Below are 21,841 nucleotides of genomic sequence, written 5' to 3' on the forward strand. Positions count from 1 at the left end.
GAGATGCGACAGGCATTGCGCCGACGCTGGCAGGCCTGGTGGGATGCGCGCCATCCGGCGCGCGACACGCACCAGATGGGCCAGCACAACATCTACATCCTGCCCAGCCGGCCAGGGCTGTTCTTCTGCGCCACGCTGCTGGTGCTGCTGATCGCATCGATCAACGACCAGCTCAGCCTGGGCTATGCGCTGACCTTCCTGCTCGCCGGCGCGGGATTCGCATCGATGCATGCGACGCACGGCAATCTGCGCGCCCTGAGCCTGGACCTGAAGCCGCCGCCGCCCGGCTTCGCCGGCAGCGATCTGGAGATCGAGGTGCGTCTGCACAACAGCGGACGCGCGCGCTATGGCATCGGCCTGGCAGTGCAGCATGACGGCGCGGCCCGCGATGAACTCGCCTGGTGCGACGTGCCGGCGCGCGGCCATGCGATCGTGCACCTGCGCTATCCGGCGCAGCGCCGCGGGCTGCATGCGGTGCCGACGCTGCACATCGAGACGCGCTTTCCGCTGGGCCTGTTCCGCGCCTGGAGCATCTGGCGGCCGGCAGCGCGGGCCTGGGTCTATCCACGGCCCGAGGAGCCGGCGCCCGCCCTGCCCAGCGGCAGCGCCGACAGCAGCGGCGAAAGCAGCCCTGCGGCCCTGCGCCTGCCCGGTCCCGACTTCGAAGGCGTGCGCCCCTACCAGCGCGGCGACACGCCGCGCCAGGTGCTGTGGAAGAAGGCTGCACAGAGCGCGCACGCCGAGGCACCGCTGCTGGTGCGCGACACGCAGGCGCCGGCCGGCCGGCGGCTATGGCTGGACATCGCCGACACCGCCGGCCTCGATTGGGAAGCGCGGCTGTCGCGGCTGACCGCCTGGGTGCTGGCCGCCGAGCAACGCGGCCTGCCCTACGGCCTGCGCCTGCCTGCCAGCGAACTGCCACCGGACCAGGGTGCCGTGCAGCGCCAGGCTGCGCTGGAACTGCTGGCCAGCGCGGAGCCGTCGCGATGAACGGCCCGGCCACGTCAACAGGTGGGCACGCCAGTGCCTGGCGCGACCGCGTCGCCCATCTGCCGCGCGAGACGCGCGACACCTTCTTCCTGCTCTTCGCGATCGCCGCCGCGGCAGGCCCGCATGCCACCCACCTGCCGTTGTGGTGCAGCGCGCTGACCGTGGCGATGCTGGCCTGGCGCGGCTGGCTGGCCTGGCGGGGTCAGGTCTTGCCCGGCCGCTGGAGCCTCACCGCCATCCTCGTGCTGGTCGCGGCGCTGACCTTCGCGACCCACCGCACGCTGCTCGGCCGCGAGGCCGGCGTCACCATGCTGGTGATGCTGATGGCGATGAAGACGCTGGAACTGCGCGCGCGGCGCGACGCCTTCGTCGTGTTCTTCCTCGGCTTCTTCCTGGTGCTGACGCAGTACCTGTACTCGCAGTCGCTGCTCACCGGGCTGTGGACCTTGCTGTCCATCTGGGCACTGCTCACCGCGCTGGTGCTGGCGCAGATGCCGATCGGCCAACCCAGCCTGAGACAAGCTGCCGGCCAGGCGCTGCGCAGCGTGGCCATAGGACTGCCGCTGATGGCGCTGCTGTTCCTGCTCTTCCCGCGTATCGCGCCGCTGTGGGGCGTGCCCAGCGACGCGATAGGCCGCACCGGGCTGTCCAACGAGCTGCAGTTCGGCGCAATGGCCGAGATCGCCAACGACGAGAGCGTGGCACTGCGCCTGCGCTTCGTCGACGGCGCAGCGCCGCCGCCACCGCAAACGCTGTATTTCCGCGGCCCGGTGCTGGCCGACTTCGACGGCCGGCGCTGGCGTGCACTGGCCTCGCCGCCACCGGGCCGCCAAAGCGCGCTGACCCCCCAAGGCCCGTTGAGGCGCTATGAGCTGACGCTGGAGCCCTTGCGCATCAAGGTGCTGCCGCTGCTGGAGATGTCCCCCGAGCCGGCCGGTGCGCTGCTGCCGCTGGACGGCGGCCTGATGCTGCGCCGCGGTGCCGAACTGCAATGGATAGCGCCGCGGACCATCACCGAGCGGCTGCGTCTGACCGGCAGCGCCGCGCTGGACTACAAGGCCGGCGCGCAGGCCACGCCGCTGTCCCTTCAGCCCTATCTCGAGCTGCCACAGGGACGCAATCCGCGCACCCTGGCCTGGGCCGCAGCGCTGAGCCAGGAAGCGCGCTTCGCCGGGCTGGAGGGTCAAGCGCTCGCCGAAGCACTGGTGAACGCGGTGCTGCAGCATCTGCGCAGCAACGAGTACATCTACACGCTGACGCCCGGCCGCTACGGCCAGGACAGCGAGCACCTGATCGACGAGTTCTGGATGGACCGGCGGCTGGGCTTCTGCGAGCACTTCGCGTCGGGCTTCGCGGTGGTGATGCGCGCACTGGGCATACCGGCGCGCATCGTCACCGGCTTTCAGGGCGCCGACCGCGAGCTGCAGGACGGCTACCTGGTCGTGCGCCAGTCGCAGGCCCATGCCTGGAACGAAGTCTGGATCGCCGGCCGCGGCTGGCTGCGAGTGGATCCCACGGCGGCCGTAGCCCCCGAACGCATCGCCAGCAGCCTCACGCTAGAGCCGGCGCCGGGCGTGCTCGCCGGCGCGCTGGGCCAGGTCAACCCGGCGCTGTGGCGCAGCCTGCGCCGCGGCTGGGAGATGCTGGAGAACCGCTGGCAGCAGTCGGTGCTGAACTACTCGCGCGGCGACCAGTTCGACCTGCTCAAGCGCCTGGGCTGGAACAGCCCCGACTGGGCCGCGCTGGGCCAGCTCAGCGCCGGCGTGATCGCCGTGCTGACGCTGGCCGGCCTGCTCGCCCAGGCCTGGCGGCGCCGTCCGCACGATCCTTGGCAGCGCCTGCAAACGCGTTTGTTGCGCAGCCTTGCACGAATCGGCGTCTATGCGCAGCCCTACCAAGGTCCAAGGCATTGGGCCGCACTGCTGGAACAAGCCCATGGTCCGCAAGCGGCTGCCGATCTGCTGCGCGCGCTCGATGCCGCTCGCTATGGACTTGCCAGTTCGGCGTTCGACGCCGCCCAGTGCCGGCGATGGCTAACGAAGATCGAAGGCGCGTTGCCTGCCGCTCCGGCCTCTGTCGACCGGCGGCGATGAACCGCTCTGGTCCATGCACGGTCTGTCTGCCTCGACAGAAGCATGTCGAGCAACCTTACAGGCACCCCTTGCCAGCAGCCGACTTTGGCCCTGATGGCAAGCCGTGCCAACGACTTGCGAACGCTGGCACATCATTTGCTCCTCAGTAGATCAGCACTATTGCTGTCATCGTTGTTAATAGGAGTACTGATGTCCAAACTGCCCAAGCTCGCCCTGGCTCTTGCTTCAGCGGCCCTGCTTTCCGTGGCGCAGGCAGCGCCTACCACCTTCTTTGGCGAGGACCTGAACGGACCGCCGAATCGCGACCCCAACCCGGTCGCAGCACGCACGAACTCCGATGCGGCACGCGCGAGCTTCTTGAACAAGCTCTCCGGTGTCGGCACCGAGAACTTCGAAGGCTTGGCCGTCGGCACCACCCCGCCGCTGGCACTGACCTTTCCTGGTGCCGGTACCGCGACCTTGACAGGCGGCGAGGGCATTCAGAGCGGCAATGACGAGGCCGGTCGCTATCCGATCTCGGGCAACAAGTACTACTTCGCTGGCACCAACGATTTCAACATCGCCTTCAGCTCGGCGATCGCCGCCTTCGGTTTCTACGGCGTGGACATCGGCGACTTCGGCGCCGATCTGGTGCTCTCGCTGACCGACACCAATGACATCGTCACGCAGATCAATGTGCCCTTGACACGCAGCACTGAGGGCCAACTGAGCGGCTCGGTCTTCTACTTCGGCTTCTACGACACCGTCACCCAGTACAAGAACATTGCTTTCGCCCGTACTGTCGGCGGCGGCGACAACTTCGGCTTCGACGACATGACCATCGGCAGCCTGGAGCAGATCAATGAGACGCCGGAGCCGGCCTCGCTGGCGCTGGTCGCTGCCGCCCTGGCTGGCGTGGGCGTCGTGACGCGCCGTCGAAAGGCTTGAGCGCGCTTTCCTCCTGAGCCACCCTCTCGGGCAGGAGGAACCCCAATAGGCGAATTCACCGCCATGCGGGTCCGGTCACGTGCGTGCCGGACCCGTTACGTCTACGCCCATGCCTCCAGGCCGCATGAGCATCAGGGCCAAGGACGTGCAATACGCTCAAACATGCCGGCCCTCGCGCAGCAGCCGCACCATCTGCAGCAGCTTAGGGCCCACGGTCTCGCGCAGCCAACTGCCGGCTTCGGTTTCCGCTGCGGGCAGCGGCCCCTGGAAGGCGCAGTTGAAGGCGACCAGCTCGCCATTGCTGATGCGCCCATAGGGCACGGCCACCGCGTGGATGTCGGTGAGCAGATCGCCCTCGATGACACAGAAGCCCTGCTGGCGCACCTCGAGCAGCGAGCGCTTCATCGACTTCTCGAAGCGCTGCCAGTCCTCGGGTGACTTGACGCGGATCTCGTTGAGCAGCGCGGCGCGCGTCGCCTCGTCGCAGCCGGCCAGGTAGGCGCGGCCGATGCCGGTGCCGGCGATCGGCACCGACAGGCCCACATCGGCCATCGGACCGGCCAGCTGCATGCGGCCGCGCTTGCGGCTGCGGCTGGTCTCCACCAGCACGATGTTGAGCCGGTCGCGTATGCCCATCGAGACCTCGCCGCCGGTCTCGTCGGCGAGCTTCTCCATGAAGGGCCGCGCATGCTGGCGCAACCCGATCGAAGCCATCAACGGATAGGTCGCCGCGAGCAGCGCCGAGCCCAGCTGGTACTTGCCGTACTTCGCGCTCGGGCGCAGATAGCCCAGGATCACCAGCGTGTAGGTCAGCCGCGAGATCGTCGGCCGCGGCAACCCGGTGCGCTCGGCCAGCTCGGCGTTGGACAGCATGTCCTCGCCGGCGCTGAAGCAGCGCAGCAGCTCGATGCCGCGCGCCAGCGTGGTGGCGAACTGGCGGTCGCCGGCGTACTCCTCGTAGCCCAGCGGCACGCGGTGCGGTTCGTTGCGCAGATAGCGCGCGCGGTCCGGGTCTACCCTAGTCATGTGCTTGCATATCGAAACGTTCGTCGGAATATCGAAATTCTGACTGCGCGTTTGACGGAGCGCAACCTAGACTGGATCGCACCTGAGGAACAGCGCCCAGGGCCGGTCAGATCAAGCCGGACCCGCGCTGGCCCGGGTGACGGTCCGGCGCCACGCAGCAGGCGCCGCACCGGGCAGGCAGACACGACAAGAACCACATCTGGAGACAAGCAAGCATGAGCAGAACTCATCGTGGGCAGCGCTTTGCCCGCTCACTGGTCGCCCTGGCCGCAGCCGGCCTCTGCGCCCATGCGCTGGCGCAAAGCGCCGACAGCAGCGACAAGAAGAACGACGCCGCCGACAAGGATGCCGGCAAGAGCACCGCCAGCCTGGAGCGCATCGTCGTCACCGCGCAGAAGCGCGCCGAGCCGCTGCAGGAGGTGCCCATCCCGGTCAGCGCCTTCGACGCCCGCGCGCTGGAGAAGACCGGCGCCGCCGACGTGCGCGACATCGCGGTGCGCGCCCCCGGCTTCACGATGACCAACTACAACGTCGCCGAGCCGCAGTACGCGATCCGCGGCATGACCTCCAACTCCGACTCCGCCGCCGGCGACGCCACCGTCGCGGTGTTCGTCGACGAGGTCTTCATGGGCCGTCCAGCCGGCGCCAACTTCAGCTTCCTGGACCTGGAGCGCGTGGAGATCCTGCGCGGCCCGCAAGGCACGCTGTTCGGCCGCAACACCTCGGGCGGTGCGATCAGCGTCACCACCGCCCGGCCCGGCCAACAGAACTACAGCAAGCTGTTCACCTCGGTGGGCAACTACGGCAGCTTCGAGGCCGCGGCGGTGCTGAACCGCGCGCTCAGCGACAACGCCAAGCTCAAGGTCGCGCTGGGCCATCGCGAGCACGACGGCTACTCGCACAACATCCGCACCGGCGCCAGCCTGGACGGCGGCCGCAACGACAGCGCGCGCGTGCAGCTGCTGCTGGACCTCGCGCCGAGCACCACGCTGCTGCTCAGCGGCGATGCCTCGCGCGACCGCGCCGACGGCTTGGCGCGCGTGCCCTATCCGGTGTTCAGCAACACCGCCACTGCGCCGCTGATCAACAAGCTCTACCCGCCTGGCACGAACCTGCGCCTGTCCTACTCGGACCCGGCCTCCTACCAGCACCGCGACGTGCACGGCTTCAGCGCGCGGCTCGAGCATGAGTTCGGCTTCGCCGCGCTGACCTCGATCACCGCCTACCGCAACACGCGCATCAACCATTACGAGGACCTCTCCGCGCTGCCCGCGCCCTGGGTGCTGAAGAACCTCGACAAGGTCAAGGAAGGCGCCGAGCAATGGAGCCAGGAGCTGCGCCTGGCCAGCCTGCCGGGCAGCCGTTTCAACTGGGTGGGCGGCGTGTACTTCTTCGACGAGAAGGTGCTGCGCAACGAGAGCTTCGAGACCACCTTCTCGCTGATGCCCGCCGCCGGCGGCAAGGTGCAGTTCAACCAGGACGTGCGCAACCGCAGCGCCGCGCTGTTCGGCCAGGTGGACTACCCGCTGGCCAAGGACCTGAACCTGAGCTTCGGCCTGCGCGAGACCTTCGACCGCAAGAATGCCGACCAGTCGGCCGTCAACCTCGACCCCGCCGACACCACGCCGGGCATCCCGCTGTTCCCCGGCCAGCCCTACCACGTCGTCGCGTCCAAGAGCTGGAACGCGCTGACCGGCAAGCTGGGCGCCGACTACAAGCTCTCGCGCGAGCAGATGGTCTATGCCTCGCTGAGCCGCGGCTACAAGTCCGGCCTCTTCCCGAGCCAGAACAACTCGGTGCAGAGCGTCGGCGTGCCGCTGGAGCCCGAGAAGGTCTGGAACTACGAGGCCGGCATCAAGAGCGAGTGGCTGGACCGCCGGCTGCGCGTCAATGCGAACGTCTTCAAGTTCGACTACAAGGACATGCAGCAGTACAACCTGACGCCGCAGCTGGTGCTGGTGGCCTTCAGCGTGGACGCCAAGGCCCGTGGCGCCGAGCTTGAGCTGCAGGCCGCGCCCGCCGACTGGCTGACGCTGGGCGCCACCGCCGCCTATCTGGACAGCGAGGTCACGCGCGGCAACTTCAACGGCGCCAGCCTGGTCGGCAACCGCCTGGCGCGTGCGCCCAAGCAGACCTACAGCGTCTATGCCGAGGCGACGCGCGACTTCGAGATCGGCCGCGTCTCCGGCCGCATGGAGTACGCACGCAAGGGCAGCTACTACATCGAGGCAATCAACTCGGCGATCGGCCTGATCCCGTCATACGGCCTGTTCGATGCCCGGCTGAGCTACCGCGCCAACCCCAAAGCGCCGGAGATCGCGCTGTGGGGCAAGAACCTGGGCAACACGCTGTACCAGGCGCACATCATCAGCTTCCTCGGCAACGGCTTCTCGACCTTCGGGCCGCCGCGCACGGTGGGCATCTCCGCCACCTGGACGCTGAAGGACTGACGGGCCGACGAGACGACAACGAAGGACGCGATGACCGAGGTCTATCTCTACGACGCGCTGCGCACACCGCGCGGCAAGGCGCGGCCCGATGGCGGCCTGGCGGCCACAAGCCCCCAGGCCCTGGTGAGCCAACTCGCCGCTGCGCTCCACCAGCGCAGCGGTGCAGCACCAGACCATTGCGAGGCGCTGCTGCTGGGCTGCGTGGGCCAGCTGGGCAGCCAGGGCGGCCATCTGGCACTGGTCAGCAAGCTGCACGCCAGCCTGCCTGATGACTGCACCGCACTGACGCTGAACAACTACTGCGTATCGGGCCTGAGCGCGGTGATCCATGGCGCAGCGCAGATCGCCACCGGCCAGGCGCGGCAGCTGCTGGCCGGCGGCGTGGAGATGATGTCCCAGGTCGGCTTCATGGCCGACCGCGCTGCCTACTACCAGGACCGCAGCCTGCCGCCGCGCAGCCGCTACCTGCCGGTGGCGCTGGCGGCCGACCGGCTGGCGGCGCGGCGCGGCATCACGCGCGCCGAACTCGACGCCGCGGCGCTGGACTCGCAGCAGCGCGCCGCGGCGGCCGAGTCCGACGCGGCGCTGCAGCGTTCGCGCCTGAGCCTGCCGCGCGCCGACGGCTCGCTGTTCGCCAGCGACGAATGCATCCGCGCCAAGACCAGCGCCGAGGGCCTGGCGGCGCTGCCGCCGGCCTTCGGGGCGCTCGCCGCCGAATGGGCCGAGGCGCTGGGCGGCGACGAGCCCTTCGCGCCGCTGCACACGATCTCGCATGCGCCGCCGATGTGCGATGGCGCGGGCCTGGCGCTGCTCGGCACGGCCGGCATCGCCGACGCAAAGCCGCGCGCGCGCATCGTCGCGATGGCCGAATGCGGCGCCGACGCGTCGGACAGCCTCACCGCCGGCTTCGCGGCGATGGAGCGGGTCTTGCAGCGCGCGCAGCTGCGCCTGCAGGACCTCGATCGCATCGAATTCATGGAGTCCTTCGCGGTCACGCAGGCGCTGTTCCTGCGCGAACACGCCGCCGGCATAGCCCCCGAGCGCATCAACCCCGCCGGCGGCCACCTGGCCAAGGGCCATCCGCTGGGCGCCTCGGGCGCGATCCTGCTGTCCACGCTGCTGGACAACCTGGACGCCTGCCAGGGCCGGCTGGGCCTGCTGGTCTGCACCGGCGCCAGCGGCGTCGGCGCGGCGATGATCGTGGAGAGACTGGCATGAGCACGGTCCAGCAAGACCTGACCCCACCGGTGCTGACGCCCAGGCTGCCGCTGATCGCGGCGCCGATGTTCCTGATCTCCGGGCCCGAGCTGGTCGTCGCCGCCTGCCGCGCCGGCATCGCCGCGGCCTTCCCGACGCCCAATGCGCGCGATGCCGCCCAGCTCGAAGACTGGATGCGCTGCATCACCGAGGGCCTGGCGCGCGCCGCCGACGAGCAGCCGCCCTCGACCATGGGCGCCTGGTGCGCCAACCTCGTCACCCACCGCAGCAACACGCGTCTGGCCGAGGACCTGGCCCTGGTGGCGCGCTACCGGCCGCCGCTGGTGGTCACCGCGCTGGGTGGACCGAAGCCGGCCATCGAGGTGGTCCACGGCTACGGCGGCAAGGTCTTCGCCGACGTCACCACACCGGCGCTGGCGCGCAAGGCGGTGGAGGCCGGCGCCGACGGCCTGGTCTGCGTCTGCGCCGGTGCAGGCGGCCATACCGGGCAGATCAGCCCCTTTGCCTTCGTCAACGCGGTGCGCGAATTCTTCGCCGGCCCGGTGGTGCTGGGCGGCGGGCTCAGCGACGGCGCGGCCATCGCCGCTGCGCTGGCGGCCGGCGCCGACTACGCCTATATGGGCACGCGCTTCATCGCCACCACCGAGAGCCTGGCCGCGCCGGCCTACAAGCAGATGCTGGTGGACAGCGGCGTCGAGGACCTGGTGGTCAGCGCCGCGATCACCGGCACTCCGGCCAGCTGGCTCAAGCCCTCGCTGCGCGCTCAGGGGCTGGACCCGGACGCGCTCGCCGGCGCCGCGCCGCCGCGCGACTACGACAGCGCCAAGAGCCCGGCCAAGCGCTGGTCGCAGCTCTGGGCCGCCGGCCAGGGCGTCGGCGCGGTGCAGACGATCGAGCCGGTGGCCGCGCTGGTCGAGCGCCTGGTCGATGAATTCGCTGCGGCGCGGCAGCGCGTCGCGCGCTGGCCGCTGAAGAACTGAACGAACAAACGAACAAGACAAGCACCCTCCACCCTCAACGAGGAGACACCCGATGAACGACAGAGCCACCCCACAGGCATTTCCGATCGACGATCTGCAACCCTTCGGCGAAGACTACGGCCCCGGCCTGTGCGGCCCCTTCGCGCCGCTGGCCGACGAGTCCACGCTGACCGATCTGCCGCTGCTCAAGGGCGAGCTGCCCAAGGACCTGAACGGCGTCTATATGCGCGTCGGCCCGAACCCGCGCTTCGCGCCGCAGGGCCGCTACCACCCCTTCGACGGCGACGGCATGATCCACGCGGCCGAGTTCCGCCAGGGCCGGCTGACGGTGCGCAACCGCTGGGTCCGCACCGAGGCCTGGCAGCGCGAGGACGCCGCCGGCAAAGCCACGCACTGGGGCATTCGCGAGACCCTGGTCGGCCGCGAGGACAAGCCGCTGCGCGATGCCGCCAACACCGATATGGTCGGCCACGCCGGCAAGGCGCTGTCGCTCTGGTACATGAGCGGCGACGCCTACGTGATCGACCCGCTGACGCTGGAAACGCTGGGCAAGCAGAACGCGATCGCCTCCACCGGCGGCAAGGTCTCGGCCCACGCCAAGGTGGACGAGATCACTGGCGACCTGCTGTATTTCGACTACGGCAACGAGTACCCCTACATGCACTACGGCGTGCTCGGCCCGGACGGATCGCTCAAGCACCATGTGCCGATCGCGCTGCCCGGCCCGCGCCTGCCGCACGATATGGCGGTCACCGAGCATTACTCGGTGCTGCACGATCTGCCGCTGTTCCACGACCACGAGGCACTGAAGCTGGGCCGCCACAAGGTCGACTTCCATCCCGAGCTGCCGACGCGCTTCGGCGTGATCCCGCGCTTCGGCCAGCCCGAGGAGCTGCGCTGGTACGAGTTCAGCCCCTGCTTCGTCTACCACGTCGTCAACTCGTGGGAGGACGGCGACTGGATCGAAATGGTCGGCTGCCGCTACATGCCGGCCACGCGCGCCGACGGCAGCATCGACGCGCAGCGCACCGCGAAGAATGTCGCCGAGCTGGTGATGGTCGCGCGGCTGTGGCGCTGGCGCATGAACCTCAAGACCGGCGAGGCGCAGGAGCAATGCCTGGACCCACGACGCAACGTCGAGTTCCCGACCTACAACGGCGCGCTGACCGGCCGCCGCACCAGCTTCGGCTATCTGGTCGACCATAGCGAGACGCAGACGCTGCAGTGGTACGGCCTGCGCAAGTACGACCTCGACACCGGCGCATCGCTGTCGTCCTGGAGCGATGACCCGGCGCACAGCTACTACTCGGAACCCTGGTTCGCCGCCGCCGACGCGCCGCAGTCCGAGGACCACGGCTATGTGATCGCCTTCCAGTTCAATGCCGCCACCAAGCGCCAGACGCTGGACATCTTCGACGCCCGCGACCTGGGCCGCGGTCCGCTGGCGCAGGTGCTGATTCCGCGTCACATCCCGACCGGCTTCCACGGCTGCTGGATCGCGGCGACGCGCATCGACGGCTGGAGCGCAGCAGCATGAGTGGAGCCAAGTTCACTTTTATCCTCGGCGGCCATCAGACCGACTTCGCCAGGGCCTGGTCGCGCCAGGGCCAGGACCTCTCGGACATGATGCGCGAGAGCGTGCTGGGTGCGCTGGCCGATGCGCGCGTCGAGCCGGCGCAGGTGCAGAGCATCCATGTCGGCAATGCCTTCGCCGAACTGCAGAGCCGCCAGGCGCATCTGGGCGCGATGGTCGCGCAGGTCGTGCCCGAGCTCTGGGGCGTGCCGGCGATGCGCCACGAAGGTGCCTGCGCGTCCGCCTCGCTGGCCGTGCTGACCGCCATGGCCGAGATCGAGGCCGGCCGCTACGACTGCGTGCTGGTCGTCGGCGCCGAGGAGCTGAAGAACCTGCCCGGCGACCAGTCCTCGCAGAACCAGAACGCCGCCGCCTGGCAGGGCCATGAGGACATTGACTGCCGCTTCATGTGGCCGGCCGCCTTCGGCCTGCTGGCGGCCGAGTACGAGCGCCGTTATGGGCTGGACCGCCGCCATCTCAACCGCATCGCCGAGCTGAACTACGGCAATGCGAAGCGCAACCCGCTGGCGCAGACGCGCGCCTGGCGCTTCGAGCCCGGCGCCTTCAGCGACGACGACGAGCTCAACCCCGTCATCGAGCCCGGCACGCGCCGCCAGGACTGCGGCCAGATCACCGACGGCGCCTGCAGCCTGCTGCTCGCGTCGCCGGCCTTCGCCGCCGCGCATGCGCAGCGCCTGGGCCTGAGCCTGGACGCGCTGCCGCGCATCAGCGGCTGGGGCCACCGCAATGCCGGCCTGCGCCTGAAGGACAAGCTCGCGCGCAGCGCCGATGCGCCGCTGGTCTTCCCGCATGTGCGCCAGGCCATCAGCGAGGCCTGGCAGCGCGCCGGCATCGCCGGCGTGCAGGCGCTCAGCGGCATCGAGACCCACGACTGCTTCACGATGACCGAGTACATGGCGATCGACCATTTCGGCCTGACGCCGCCGGGCCAGAGCTGGCAGGCGGTGGAGGACGGCCGCATCGCCCGCGGCGGCAGCTGCCCGATCAATATGAGCGGCGGCCTGATCGGCGGCGGTCATCCGGTGGGCGCCACCGGCGCGCGCATGCTGCTGGACGCGGCGCGCCAGGTGACGGGCCGCGCCGGCGACTGCCAGATCGAGGGCGCGCGCCGGATGCAGACGCTCAATATCGGCGGCTCCTGCGCCACCGTGCTCAGCTTCGTCGTCGAAAGCGGCTCCCCGTCATGATCCTCTGCAGCCAAGCACGCATCGCCCGCATGATCGGCGCGGGCCACTGGGGCACGCGCACGGTCTGGGACATGTTCGTCGCCAATGTCGAGCGCTGCCCGCAGGACGAGGCGGTGGTCGATCCGCCCAACCTCGCCGAGCTGGCCGGCATCGCGCCGCGCCGCCTGTCCTGGCAGGCGCTGTTCGACGAGGTCGAGCGCCTGGCCGCGCTGCTGCATCGCGAGGGCCTGCGGCGCGACGACATCGTGCTGCTGCAGCTGCCCAACTGCAGCCTGCAGGTGGCGCTGTACCTGGCCTGCCACCGGCTGGGCCTGGTGATCACGCCGGTGCCGGCGGTCTATCGCGAGCACGAGATCGAGCATGCGCTGGAAGTCACCGAGGCCAAGGCCGTCGTCACCACGGCGCATATCGGCAAGCACGCGCATGCCGAGATGATGGCCGCGCTGCTGCCGCGCCATGCACGCGTGCGGCGGCTCTTCGTCGCCGGCGGCGAGCAGCCCGGCGCGGTGTCCATCGACGCGGCGCTGGCCGCGCCCGAGGCGCTGCCGCTGGAGCAGATGCGCGTGCAGGCCGCGGCGATCGCGCTATCGGCCGACGACGTGCTGTCGATCTGCTGGACCTCGGGCACCGAGGCCAGCCCCAAGGGCGTGCCGCGCAGCAGCAACGAGTGGGTTCAGCAGGCCAAGGGCACGGTGGAGTCGGCCGGCCTCGCGCCCGGCATGCGCCTGCTGAATCCCTTCCCGCTGGTGAATATGGGCGGCATGAGCACCGGCTTCGTCGGCTGGCTGCTCAAGGGCCTGACGCTGGTGCAGCACCATCCCTTCGACCTGGCGGTGTTCCTGCAGCAGCTGCGCGAGGAGCGCATCGACTACACGGTGGCGCCGCCGACCATCCTGATGCGCCTGCTGCACAACGAGGCGCTGCTCGAAGGCATAGACTTCAAGCGCCTGAAGCGCATCGGCTCGGGCTCGGCGCCGCTGCCGCCGGCGATGATCGAAGCCTGGGCGCAGCGCCACGGCGTCGAGGTACTGAACTACTTCGGCTCCAACGAGGGCGCGGCGATGTGCGGCAACGCCGCCGACGTGCCCGACCCGGCGGACCGCGCGACGCTGTTCCCGCGCCCGCCGCGCAACGGCGAGCGACGCTGGGCCACGACGATCAACAACCTGGTCAGCACGCGGCTGGTGGCGCTGGACGGCAGCCACGACATCGAGGCGCCGGGCGAGACCGGCGAGCTGCGCATCGCCGGGCCGACGGTCTTCGGCGGCTACTACCGCTCGCCCGAGCTGAATGCGCGCAGCTTCGATGCGCAGGGCTTCTTCCGTACCGGCGACCTGTTCGAGATCGCCGCCGACCCGCGCTATCTGCGCTATGTCGGCCGGGTCAAGGACCTGATCGTGCGCGGCGGCATGAAGATCTCCGCCGAGGAGGTGGAGTCGCTGATCGTCGCGCACCCGGCGGTGGCCGACGCCGCGGTGATCGGCCAGCCGCATGCCGAGCTGGGCGAGACGCTGTGCGCCTGCGTGGTGACGCGCCCGGGCATGAGCCTGGACCTGGCGGGACTGGTGGGCTTCCTGCGCGACGAGAAGAAGCTCGCCCCCTTCAAGCTGCCGGAGGCGCTGCGCCTGATGGACGCGCTGCCGCGCAATGCAGTGGGCAAGGTGCTGAAGCGCCAGCTGCGCGAAGCGGCCGTGGTCGACGCGCAGGGCTGAGCGCGAACAGCGGCGCGCGATGCAAGCAGTTCCGTGACTCGCTTCCGCTGGCCAGGCCTTATGCTGGGAACCGTCAGCCGCCGCTTCCTGCTCCGATGCCGTCACCCGCCTGCCGCCCCGCCACCGTCCTGATACTGTCTGCCGCGCTGGCGCTCGGCTTTGCAGCGTTGCCAGCCTGGGCCAAGGCCGACAAGAACGCCAAGGCCCTTGTCAAAAGCGGGAAGGCCCCTGCCAAGCACGTCAAGGCCAGCACCTCGGCCGGCAAGCCCTTCGGCGAACGCGAGAGCATCGAGGCCTTCGTCAAGGAGCTGAGCGCCAACGAGGGCTTCGACGAAGCCGCGCTGCGCAAGACGCTGGCGCAGGCGCGCTCGCTGCCGCTGGTGCAGAAGCTGATCATGCCGCCGCCGGCCGGTACCGCGAAGGACTGGGCCGCCTACCGCGCCCGCTTCGTCGAGCCGCGCCGGCTGCAGGCCGGGCTGGCGTTCTGGGAACAGCACGAGGCGGCGCTCGCGCGTGCCGAGGCGCAGTACGGCGTGCCGGCCGAGCTGATCGCCGGGTTGATCGGCGTCGAGACTTTCTACGGCCGCATGACGGGCGGCTTCCGCGTCATCGACGCGCTGGCCACACTGGCCTTCGACTTCCCCAGCGGCCGCCGGGATCGAAGCGCCTTCTTCCGCAGCGAGTTGGCCGAATTCCTCAAGCTCTGCCGCCGCGAAGGACTGGATCCGCTGACGGTGAAAGGCTCCTTCGCCGGCGCGATGGGCTGGCCGCAGTTCATGCCCGGCAGCTGGAACCGCCATGCGATCGACTTCGACGGTGACGGGCGCGTGGACCTGGTGGGCAGCCCCGTGGATGCGATCGGCTCGGTGGCGCATTTCCTCGTCCAGCATGGCTGGCAGCCGGGGCTGCCGACGCACTTCGGCGTGGCGCCGCCGGTCGACACATCGGAGCGTGCCCGACTGCTGCAGCCCGACATCCTGCCCAGCTTCAGCGCAGCGCAGTTCGCCGAGGCCGGGGCCGAACTCGCCGAGGCCGGCCGCGCGCATGCCGGTCCGCTGGCCCTGGTCGAACTGCAGAACGGCGCTGCCGCGCCCAGCTATGTGGCTGGCACGAGCAACTTCTATGCGCTGACGCGCTACAACTGGTCGGCCTACTACGCAATGGCGGTGCTGGACCTCGGACGCGAACTCAGCCGCCTGCGCGGCACTGCGCCGGCCGCCGGCGACTGAGTCGCATCAGGGCCGGCAGTCATCGGGCAGGGACGCCCAGCCCTCACGCTGATGAATGCCGTCCTCGCGCAGGCAGAACTCATGACGTTGCGCCTGCGGCCAGCGCTGGCGCACGAAGCGCTCGATCGAACTAGGCAGGCTGGTCTGCCACAGCCCCTGGGCCCAGGCCGGCTGGCCGTCCGGGCTCACCCAGGGCAGAAAGGGCTGGGCCAGGGCCAGCAGGCCCGGGCGCAGCTGTGCCGGCTGGTAGCCCTGCGTGCGCAACCAGTCCTGCGCTTCGGCGCGCCGTGGCGCGGCCAGATCACCCCATGCCAGGGCCAGCATCTCCACCAGCCACTGGTTGCAGTTCTGGTCGCGCAGCGAGAAGGCATAGCTGCCGGCGTTGTAGCGTGGCTCGAGCAGCGCCCTGGCCTGCACCTCGTCCAGCGCCGCCCGGGCCAGCGCAGCGTCCGCCTCGGGCGGCAGCAGCAGCACCGAGACGAATCCCAGCGCAGGATCGGACAGATCCTGGACAAAGGCCGGCAGACCCTGGTCGAAGAGCCTGGCTGCGCGCTCCTCACAGGCAAAGAAGAGCTGGCGCACCGCCCAGGGTGCCAGCGGGTTGTCGCGCAATGCCAGGCCGGCATGCGAGTAGCGCTCGCCCAGCCAGCTCAGCGCGGTGCCCGAGCGCGCCACCACGGCCACGCGCCCAGGCTGTGCCTGCAGCAGGTCCTGCACGGCCACCGCCAGGCGCAGCAGGCGATCCTGCTGCGCGGCGTCCAGCGACACCGCCCGGCTGCACCAGCCGGCCGGCATGCCTGCCTTCGCGGGCATAGGCGCCAGCATGAGCAGCAGCGGCAGGCACAAGCAGGCCCGGCGCAGCCAGGCGACGGCCATGGTCACAAGGCGCGGGTCTGCAGGCCGCGCCAGCGCATGTCGTCGAGCAGCAGAAAGAAAGCTTGCGAGGTGGCCGCGCTATGCCACTGCAATCCATAAGGTCGGGCCTCGGCACGCACCAGGCCCTCGGGCGCCAGACGCCCTGCGGCCACAGCGGAAGCCGGCAGCAGCAGAGCCAGTGCCTCGCGCGCGCCCTCACCCTCGCCTTCGGCAAGGGGCTGCAGGCTCACGCGCACCCGGCCATCGGCCGTGGGTGCCAGCGCGAGGATGCGGTACTCACCCTGAGCCTTGCGCACGTCGCGCTGCGAGCTGCCACTGGAGCCCTGCAGTGAATCCGACAGGCTGCTCGCCGCCGAAGATCCGGCCGAGGAGGCCGAGCTGACCAGGCTTTCCGCCCGGGCGGACGCCACGGCCACCAGCGCCAGCAGCACGGAGCAGGACAGAAGACGGCGCGGCGAAACAGCGGGACGAGACATCGAGACACTCCGAGACAGGGCGAGATGCGGAGATTTTGCCCTGCAGCCGGCGCACCGCCGGCCGAGGCGTTCAGGGCGACGCCGTAAGGACGTCGGCCGCGCTATCCATGGCGGCATCCGAGCCCAGCTCGGGCCCGGCATCGCCCGATGCCGCAGCCCCGAACCAAGGCAGGCGCCGCCAGTAGCGCTGCTGCTGCTGGCGCCAGCAGCTCGGTGACTCGGCGGCGCTGTCCCAGCGCAATGCGCCGCAGTCGGCAGAGGTGTGCAGCACCACGCCCATGGCCTGCAGGCGCGCGCGCGCCGCCAGCGCCGGATGGCCGAAGCGATTCAGGTAGCCGGCCTGGGCCAGCGCCCAGCGCGGCGCCACCGCCTGCAGCAAGGCCGCCGACGAGGAGCCCGCACTGCCATGATGCGGCAGCAGCAGCCACTCGCTGCGCAGCGCTGCGCGGCCGTGTTGCAGCAGTTCGGCCTCCTGCGCCGCGGCGATGTCGCCGGTGAGCAGCGCCGCCCGCCCATCGGCGGACACGACGCGCAGCACGCAGGACAGCGCATTCGCCTCGCGCATGCGCTCATAGTCGCTCGCGGCTGGATGCATCACCTCGAAGGCCACCCCGTCCCACTGCCAGGACTGCCCGCGCTCGCAGCGCCGCTGCCGGCCGGCCATGGCCTGCAGCACATGCGTGGCCGGCAGCGAAGACAGCAGCTCATCGGCTGGCAGCTGCTGCAGCAGCCGGGCAGCGCCGCCGATATGGTCCTGATCGCCATGACTGAGCAGCAGCATGTCCAGGCGCGCCAGGCCAAGGCCGCGCAGCAGCGGCAGCAGCACGCGCTCGCCGGCATCGACGCCGGGCGCGTACTGCGGTCCGGCGTCGTAGAGCAGGCTGTGGCGCGCGGTGCGTATCAGCACCGCCGAGCCCTGGCCCACATCCGGCGCATGCAGCTCGAACTGTCCCGGCGCCGGCGCCGGCACCGCCGGCCACAGCAGCGGCGCCAGCAGCAGCGGCCCGAGCACGCGCAGCTGAACCGGTAGCGGCAGCACCAGCAGCGCCGCACCCAGCAGCCCGGCCGCCTGTGCCCAGGCCGGCGCCACCGGCAGGAACCACAGCGCCCAAGGCAGCGCGGCCAGCGCGCCCAGGCCCCAACGCAGCGCGTCGATGCACAGCGCGGCCAGCTCCCACAGCAGCGGCAGTACCGCCCCTGCCAGTGCCAGCGGCGTGATCAGCAGGCTGACCAGCGGAATGGCCACCAGATTGGCGAGCAGGCCGACGGCCGAGAGCTGCTGGAAGAACAGCAGCGACAGCGGCGCCAGGCCCAGGGTCGCAACCCACTGGTTGCGCAGCGCCGCGCGCAGCTGCGCAGCCGGACGAAGCGGCGCATGCCCGTCGCCGCTGCTGGCCATCAACAGCGCCACCGCGACAAAGCTGAGCCAGAAGCCGGCCTGCGTGATCGCCCAGGGATCGATCGCCGTCACCACGCAGGCCGAAGCCAGCAGCGCCAGCGGCCAGGGCCAGCGCAGGCCCAGCTGACGCAGCAGCGCCAAGCTGGCCAGCATCCACACGGTGCGCTGCGCCGGCACACCCCAGCCGGCAAAGCCCGCATACAAGGCCGCGCAGGCCACGCCGGCCCACAGCGCCGCCGTGGGCGCCGGCAGCCACAGACAGGCCCGCGCGCTGCGCCGCCACAGCGCCGCCGCCAGCGCCGCCGCGCCCCAGGCGAACATCGTGATGTGCAGGCCGCTGATCGCCATCAGGTGCGCCACGCCGGTGGCGCGGAACAATGCCCAGTCGGCCGGGCGTATCGCCGCCTGCTCGCCCAGGCTGAGCCCGGTGATCACGCCGGCTGCGGCGCCGCCGTCGTCGCGGCCACCCAGCTGGCGCGCGATCGCGTCGCGCATGCGCAGCCGCCAGCGGTCCAGGTTCAGCCATGCCGCCATCCAGCCGCCGTCGTCGATGCGCTCGGCGCTGCGCAGCACGCCGGTGGCACGCAGGCCCCGCTCGAACAGGTGCAGCTCGTAGTCCCAGCCCTGCGGGTTGGCCCCGCCGTGCGGCTGGCGCAGCCGCGCCACCAGCACCCAGCGCTCGCCGGGCTGCCAGCGTGGCGCGGGGCGTCCGGCTTCGGCACGAACATAGCTGCTCAACAGCAGGCGCTGCGGCACGCGCGGCGGCGTGGCCATGCCAGCGTCCGGCACGGCGCCCGCGTCCCGCGCCTGCTCGACGACGTACTCGAAACGCCAGCCCGGCAGCCCGCCCTGCCCCGCCACCCGCTGCGGCAGCGAATCGATGCGTCCGACCAACTGCAGATCGCGCCCTTCCCAGGCCGGGTCGAGCGCGTCTGCCAGCCGCAGCTCGGCGCGCCAGGCGCCCTGCGCAAAGGCGGCAAGCGCCACGGCCAGCACCAGCGCCATGCCGCGCCAGCCTGCCGGCAGCCACCGCCACCGCGAGGCCGCGAACAGCGGCACGGCCGCAGCCAGCAGTTGTAGCGGCGCGGCAGGCAGCCGGGCGAACTGATGCAAGGCCGCCAGCCCGAGCAACCAGGCCAGGCCCGCTGCCGCCCAGCAGGCCATGGGCAGCGGCTTGGGAACGGCAGTTGGGACCATGCATGCTCCTCGACGTGGCGCGCCACCGTCGGGCGGCGGCGCAGCGCGGTGTAGGATGCCCGCCGCGGCCCGCCGGCCGCATCCCCTGTCCAACAGACTGCCGTCGACTTCTTCCCCGCCAAGACCATGAGCACTCCCACCCACCCGGTCTATCAACGCCTGCAAGCCCTCGGCATCAGCCTGCCTCCGGTGGCGGTGCCGGCCGCTGCCTATGTGCCCTTTGTGCAGAGCGGCAATCTGCTCTTCCTCTCTGGCCACATCGCCAAGAAGGACGGCAAACCCTGGGTGGGACAGCTGGGTCGCGACACCGATACCGCCACCGGCCAGGCCGCAGCGCGTGCTGTCGCCATCGACCTGATGGGCACCCTGCAGGCCGCGGTGGGCGACCTGGGCCGCATCAAGCGCATCGTCAAGGTCATGAGCCTGGTCAACAGCACGCCCGATTTCACCGAGCAGCATCTGGTCACCAATGGCTGCTCCGAGCTGCTGGGCGAAGTCTTCGGCCCCGAGGTCGGTGCGCATGCGCGCAGCGCCTTCGGCGTGGCGCAGATTCCGCTGGGCGCCTGCGTGGAGATCGAGCTGATCGCCGAGATCGCGGCCTGAGGCCGCTGCCAGCCCCTGCCCAAGCGCCCACGATTCATGTTCCTGCAAACCACGTCCAAGTGGCCCGCCCGCGTGCTGGCCTTCATCTGCCTGGGCAGCCTGGCCACGCTGGGCATCGCGCTGGTCGCGCAGCACCAGTTCGGCGTCAAGCCCTGCCCCTGGTGCGTGATGCAGCGCGGCATCCACCTGCTGCTCGCCGCCGTGGCCGCGCTGGGCTGGCTGCTGCAGCGCTGGCGCCCGCTGCGCGCCGGTGCGCTGCTGCTGACGCTGGCGCTCGCGCTGGCCGGCATCGCGTCGGCCTACTACCAGCACGAGGTGGCCGCGCAATCGGCCTCCTGCGCGATGACGCTGGCCGACCGCATCGTCACTCAGCTCAATCTCGAAGAGCTGTGGCCGCCGGTCTTCATGGTCACCGCCAACTGCGCCGAAGCGGCCGCCTACCGGCTGCTGGGCCTGCCCTACGAGGCGTGGAGCGGCGCCTTCTACCTGATCGTCGCGCTGGCCAGCCTGTGGGCGCTGGGGCGCAACCGCCGACGCTGAGGCAAGGCCCGTCGGGCTGAGTTGCATCAAGGGGCCGCAGCCCGCCGGCGCGTACGCTGCGCGGGTCTGTGTCTTCCTCGCTGGCTGTCGCTGTTGGCAGCGGGCTCGCCTCCATGTCCCACTGTCCCTCCCCTGTGCTCATCGTCGGCGGCGGCCCCGCCGGCCTGGCTATGGCCTGCGCGCTGGCCGATGCCGGCATCGCCAGCACCGTGCTCGAAGCCGCGCCCGAGGCGCAGCTAGCCGACCCGCCCGAGGACGGCCGCGAGATCGCGCTGACCCACCGCGGCATGGCCATCCTGCAGCAGCTCGGTTCCTGGCAAGACCTGCCCCCGGAAGCGATCTCGCCGCTGCGCCAGGCCCGCGTCTTCAACGGCAGCGCATCGCAATCGCTGCACTTCGCCGATGCCAGCAGCCCGCTGGGCGCGCTGGTGCCCAACCACTGGCTGCGCCGCATCGCCTGGCTGGGCGTGCAGCGCCGGCCGCTGGCCCGGGTACGCGCCGACGCCCGCGTGAAGACGCTGAGCCTGGACGGCCCGCTGGCCGCGCTGACGCTGGACGACGGCGAGCGCCTCGAGGCGCCGCTGGTCATCGCCGCGGACAGCCGCTTCTCGACGCTGCGCCGCCTGGCGGGCATCGGCGCCGAGATGCGCGACTTCGGCCGCTCGGTGCTGCTGGCGCGCATCGAGCACGAGAAGCCGCACGAGGACCAGGCGCTGGAATGCTTCCACCACGGCCACACCATGGCCTGGCTGCCGCTGGGCGGCATCTCGCCGCACTTGAGCTCGCTGGTGCTGACGCTGCCCACCGACCAGGCCGAGCTGCAGCGCGGCTGGGACGATGCCACCTGGCTGGCCTGGGTGCAGCAGCACAGCCAGGGCCGCCTGGGCCAGCTGCGCATCGCCGGGCCGCGGCACCACTACCCGCTGGTGGCGACCTATGCGCACCGCTTCGCCGCGCGCCGCTTCGCGCTGGTCGGCGACGCGGCGGTGGGCATGCATCCGGTCACTGCGCACGGCTACAACTTCGGCCTCTACGGCGTGCAGCGCCTGGCCGCCGAGCTGGCCAAGAGCCGCGACGCGCTGGGCGCCGACGCGCCGCTGCTGCGTTATGCCGCCGGCCACCGCCGCGACACCTGGACCATCTACCAGGGTACCAATGCGGTGGTGAAGCTGTTCACCGACGAGCGCGCGCCGGCCCGCCTGCTGCGCCATGGCGTGCTGCGCCTGGCCCAGGCCCTGCCGCCGCTGAAGGCGGCGATCGCGGCGCAGCTCACCGAGAAACGCGATCTCGTGCAGGGCTAGAACCGGCGCCGCGACGGCACATAGCGAGGGCGGTGTAGCATGA

17 protein-coding genes are annotated in these 21,841 nt (G+C 70.8%); 13 read left to right on the plus strand and 4 right to left on the minus strand.

Annotation, left to right across the window (positions count from 1 at the left end):
* The first annotated feature begins 3 nt into the window (after positions 1 to 3).
* The 3 genes from AC2EBS_RS05785 to AC2EBS_RS05795 all read left to right on the plus strand — a co-directional run bounded on the left by AC2EBS_RS05785 (position 4) and on the right by AC2EBS_RS05795 (position 4,010).
* On the plus strand, positions 4 to 990 hold the full coding sequence (locus AC2EBS_RS05785; RefSeq protein ID WP_484727405.1) for a DUF58 domain-containing protein: 987 nt from the start codon (positions 4 to 6) through the stop codon (positions 988 to 990).
* Positions 987 to 3,083 carry a transglutaminase TgpA family protein gene (locus AC2EBS_RS05790; RefSeq protein WP_484727406.1) on the plus strand — a complete coding sequence of 699 codons (2,097 nt, stop codon included), beginning with the start codon at positions 987 to 989 and terminating at the stop codon, positions 3,081 to 3,083. Before AC2EBS_RS05785 ends, AC2EBS_RS05790 begins: the two co-directional genes overlap by 4 nt.
* 189 nt (positions 3,084 to 3,272) lie before the next feature.
* Entirely contained in the window at positions 3,273 to 4,010 is a 738-nt protein-coding gene (locus AC2EBS_RS05795; protein WP_484727407.1) for a PEP-CTERM sorting domain-containing protein, read from the plus strand.
* Between the two features lie 156 nt (positions 4,011 to 4,166).
* On the opposite strand, the gene AC2EBS_RS05800 is transcribed toward AC2EBS_RS05795, so the two are convergent.
* Positions 4,167 to 5,036 (minus strand): IclR family transcriptional regulator, encoded by an 870-nt coding sequence (locus tag AC2EBS_RS05800; protein ID WP_484727408.1) that lies wholly within the window; start codon positions 5,034 to 5,036, stop codon positions 4,167 to 4,169.
* A gap of 215 nt (positions 5,037 to 5,251) precedes the next feature.
* Here AC2EBS_RS05800 and AC2EBS_RS05805 point away from each other — a divergent pair, with 215 nt between their 5' ends.
* The 7 genes from AC2EBS_RS05805 (at position 5,252) to mltB (ending at position 15,406) form a co-directional block, all read left to right on the plus strand.
* A complete protein-coding gene (locus AC2EBS_RS05805) occupies positions 5,252 to 7,486 on the plus strand; it encodes a TonB-dependent receptor (protein ID WP_484727409.1) in 2,235 nt (744 codons plus the stop codon).
* 30 nt (positions 7,487 to 7,516) lie between these two features.
* A complete protein-coding gene (locus tag AC2EBS_RS05810) occupies positions 7,517 to 8,704 on the plus strand; it encodes a thiolase family protein (RefSeq protein ID WP_484727410.1) in 1,188 nt (395 codons plus the stop codon).
* Entirely contained in the window at positions 8,701 to 9,684 is a 984-nt protein-coding gene (locus tag AC2EBS_RS05815) for an NAD(P)H-dependent flavin oxidoreductase (RefSeq protein ID WP_484727411.1), read from the plus strand. The genes AC2EBS_RS05810 and AC2EBS_RS05815 overlap by 4 nt, the downstream gene beginning before the upstream one ends.
* 52 nt (positions 9,685 to 9,736) lie before the next feature.
* Positions 9,737 to 11,221, plus strand: coding sequence for a carotenoid oxygenase family protein (locus AC2EBS_RS05820; protein ID WP_484727412.1), 1,485 nt, complete (start codon positions 9,737 to 9,739; stop codon positions 11,219 to 11,221).
* Complete coding sequence (locus AC2EBS_RS05825) at positions 11,218 to 12,465, plus strand: acetyl-CoA acetyltransferase (RefSeq protein ID WP_484727413.1); 1,248 nt, start codon at positions 11,218 to 11,220, stop codon at positions 12,463 to 12,465. The genes AC2EBS_RS05820 and AC2EBS_RS05825 overlap by 4 nt, the downstream gene beginning before the upstream one ends.
* Positions 12,462 to 14,177: a class I adenylate-forming enzyme family protein gene (locus AC2EBS_RS05830; protein WP_484727414.1), complete on the plus strand. Its 1,716-nt coding sequence runs from the start codon at positions 12,462 to 12,464 to the stop codon at positions 14,175 to 14,177. Before AC2EBS_RS05825 ends, AC2EBS_RS05830 begins: the two co-directional genes overlap by 4 nt.
* Before the next feature lie 95 nt (positions 14,178 to 14,272).
* Complete coding sequence (gene mltB / locus AC2EBS_RS05835; protein ID WP_484727415.1) at positions 14,273 to 15,406, plus strand: lytic murein transglycosylase B; 1,134 nt, start codon at positions 14,273 to 14,275, stop codon at positions 15,404 to 15,406.
* A gap of 6 nt (positions 15,407 to 15,412) precedes the next feature.
* Here mltB and AC2EBS_RS05840 read toward each other — a convergent pair whose 3' ends face one another.
* The 3 genes from AC2EBS_RS05840 to AC2EBS_RS05850 all read right to left on the minus strand — a co-directional run bounded on the left by AC2EBS_RS05840 (position 15,413) and on the right by AC2EBS_RS05850 (position 19,354).
* Complete coding sequence (locus AC2EBS_RS05840) at positions 15,413 to 16,219, minus strand: DUF2145 domain-containing protein (RefSeq protein ID WP_484727416.1); 807 nt, start codon at positions 16,217 to 16,219, stop codon at positions 15,413 to 15,415.
* Positions 16,220 to 16,284: 65 nt separating this feature from the next.
* Positions 16,285 to 16,758, minus strand: a complete 474-nt coding sequence (locus tag AC2EBS_RS05845; RefSeq protein WP_484727417.1) for a hypothetical protein — start codon at positions 16,756 to 16,758, stop codon at positions 16,285 to 16,287.
* 70 nt (positions 16,759 to 16,828) lie between these two features.
* Positions 16,829 to 19,354: a DNA internalization-related competence protein ComEC/Rec2 gene (locus tag AC2EBS_RS05850; RefSeq protein ID WP_484727418.1), complete on the minus strand. Its 2,526-nt coding sequence runs from the start codon at positions 19,352 to 19,354 to the stop codon at positions 16,829 to 16,831.
* Positions 19,355 to 19,480: 126 nt separating this feature from the next.
* On the opposite strand from AC2EBS_RS05850, the gene AC2EBS_RS05855 reads away from it, so the two are divergent.
* The 3 genes from AC2EBS_RS05855 (at position 19,481) to ubiM (ending at position 21,798) form a co-directional block, all read left to right on the plus strand.
* A complete protein-coding gene (locus AC2EBS_RS05855) occupies positions 19,481 to 19,957 on the plus strand; it encodes a RidA family protein (RefSeq protein WP_484727419.1) in 477 nt (158 codons plus the stop codon).
* Between the two features lie 36 nt (positions 19,958 to 19,993).
* A complete protein-coding gene (locus tag AC2EBS_RS05860) occupies positions 19,994 to 20,497 on the plus strand; it encodes a disulfide bond formation protein B (protein WP_484727420.1) in 504 nt (167 codons plus the stop codon).
* A gap of 113 nt (positions 20,498 to 20,610) precedes the next feature.
* Complete coding sequence (gene ubiM, locus AC2EBS_RS05865; protein WP_484727421.1) at positions 20,611 to 21,798, plus strand: 5-demethoxyubiquinol-8 5-hydroxylase UbiM; 1,188 nt, start codon at positions 20,611 to 20,613, stop codon at positions 21,796 to 21,798.
* Positions 21,799 to 21,841 lie beyond the last annotated feature (43 nt).

The sequence above is a fragment of the Roseateles sp. T103 genome (assembly GCF_057219915.1).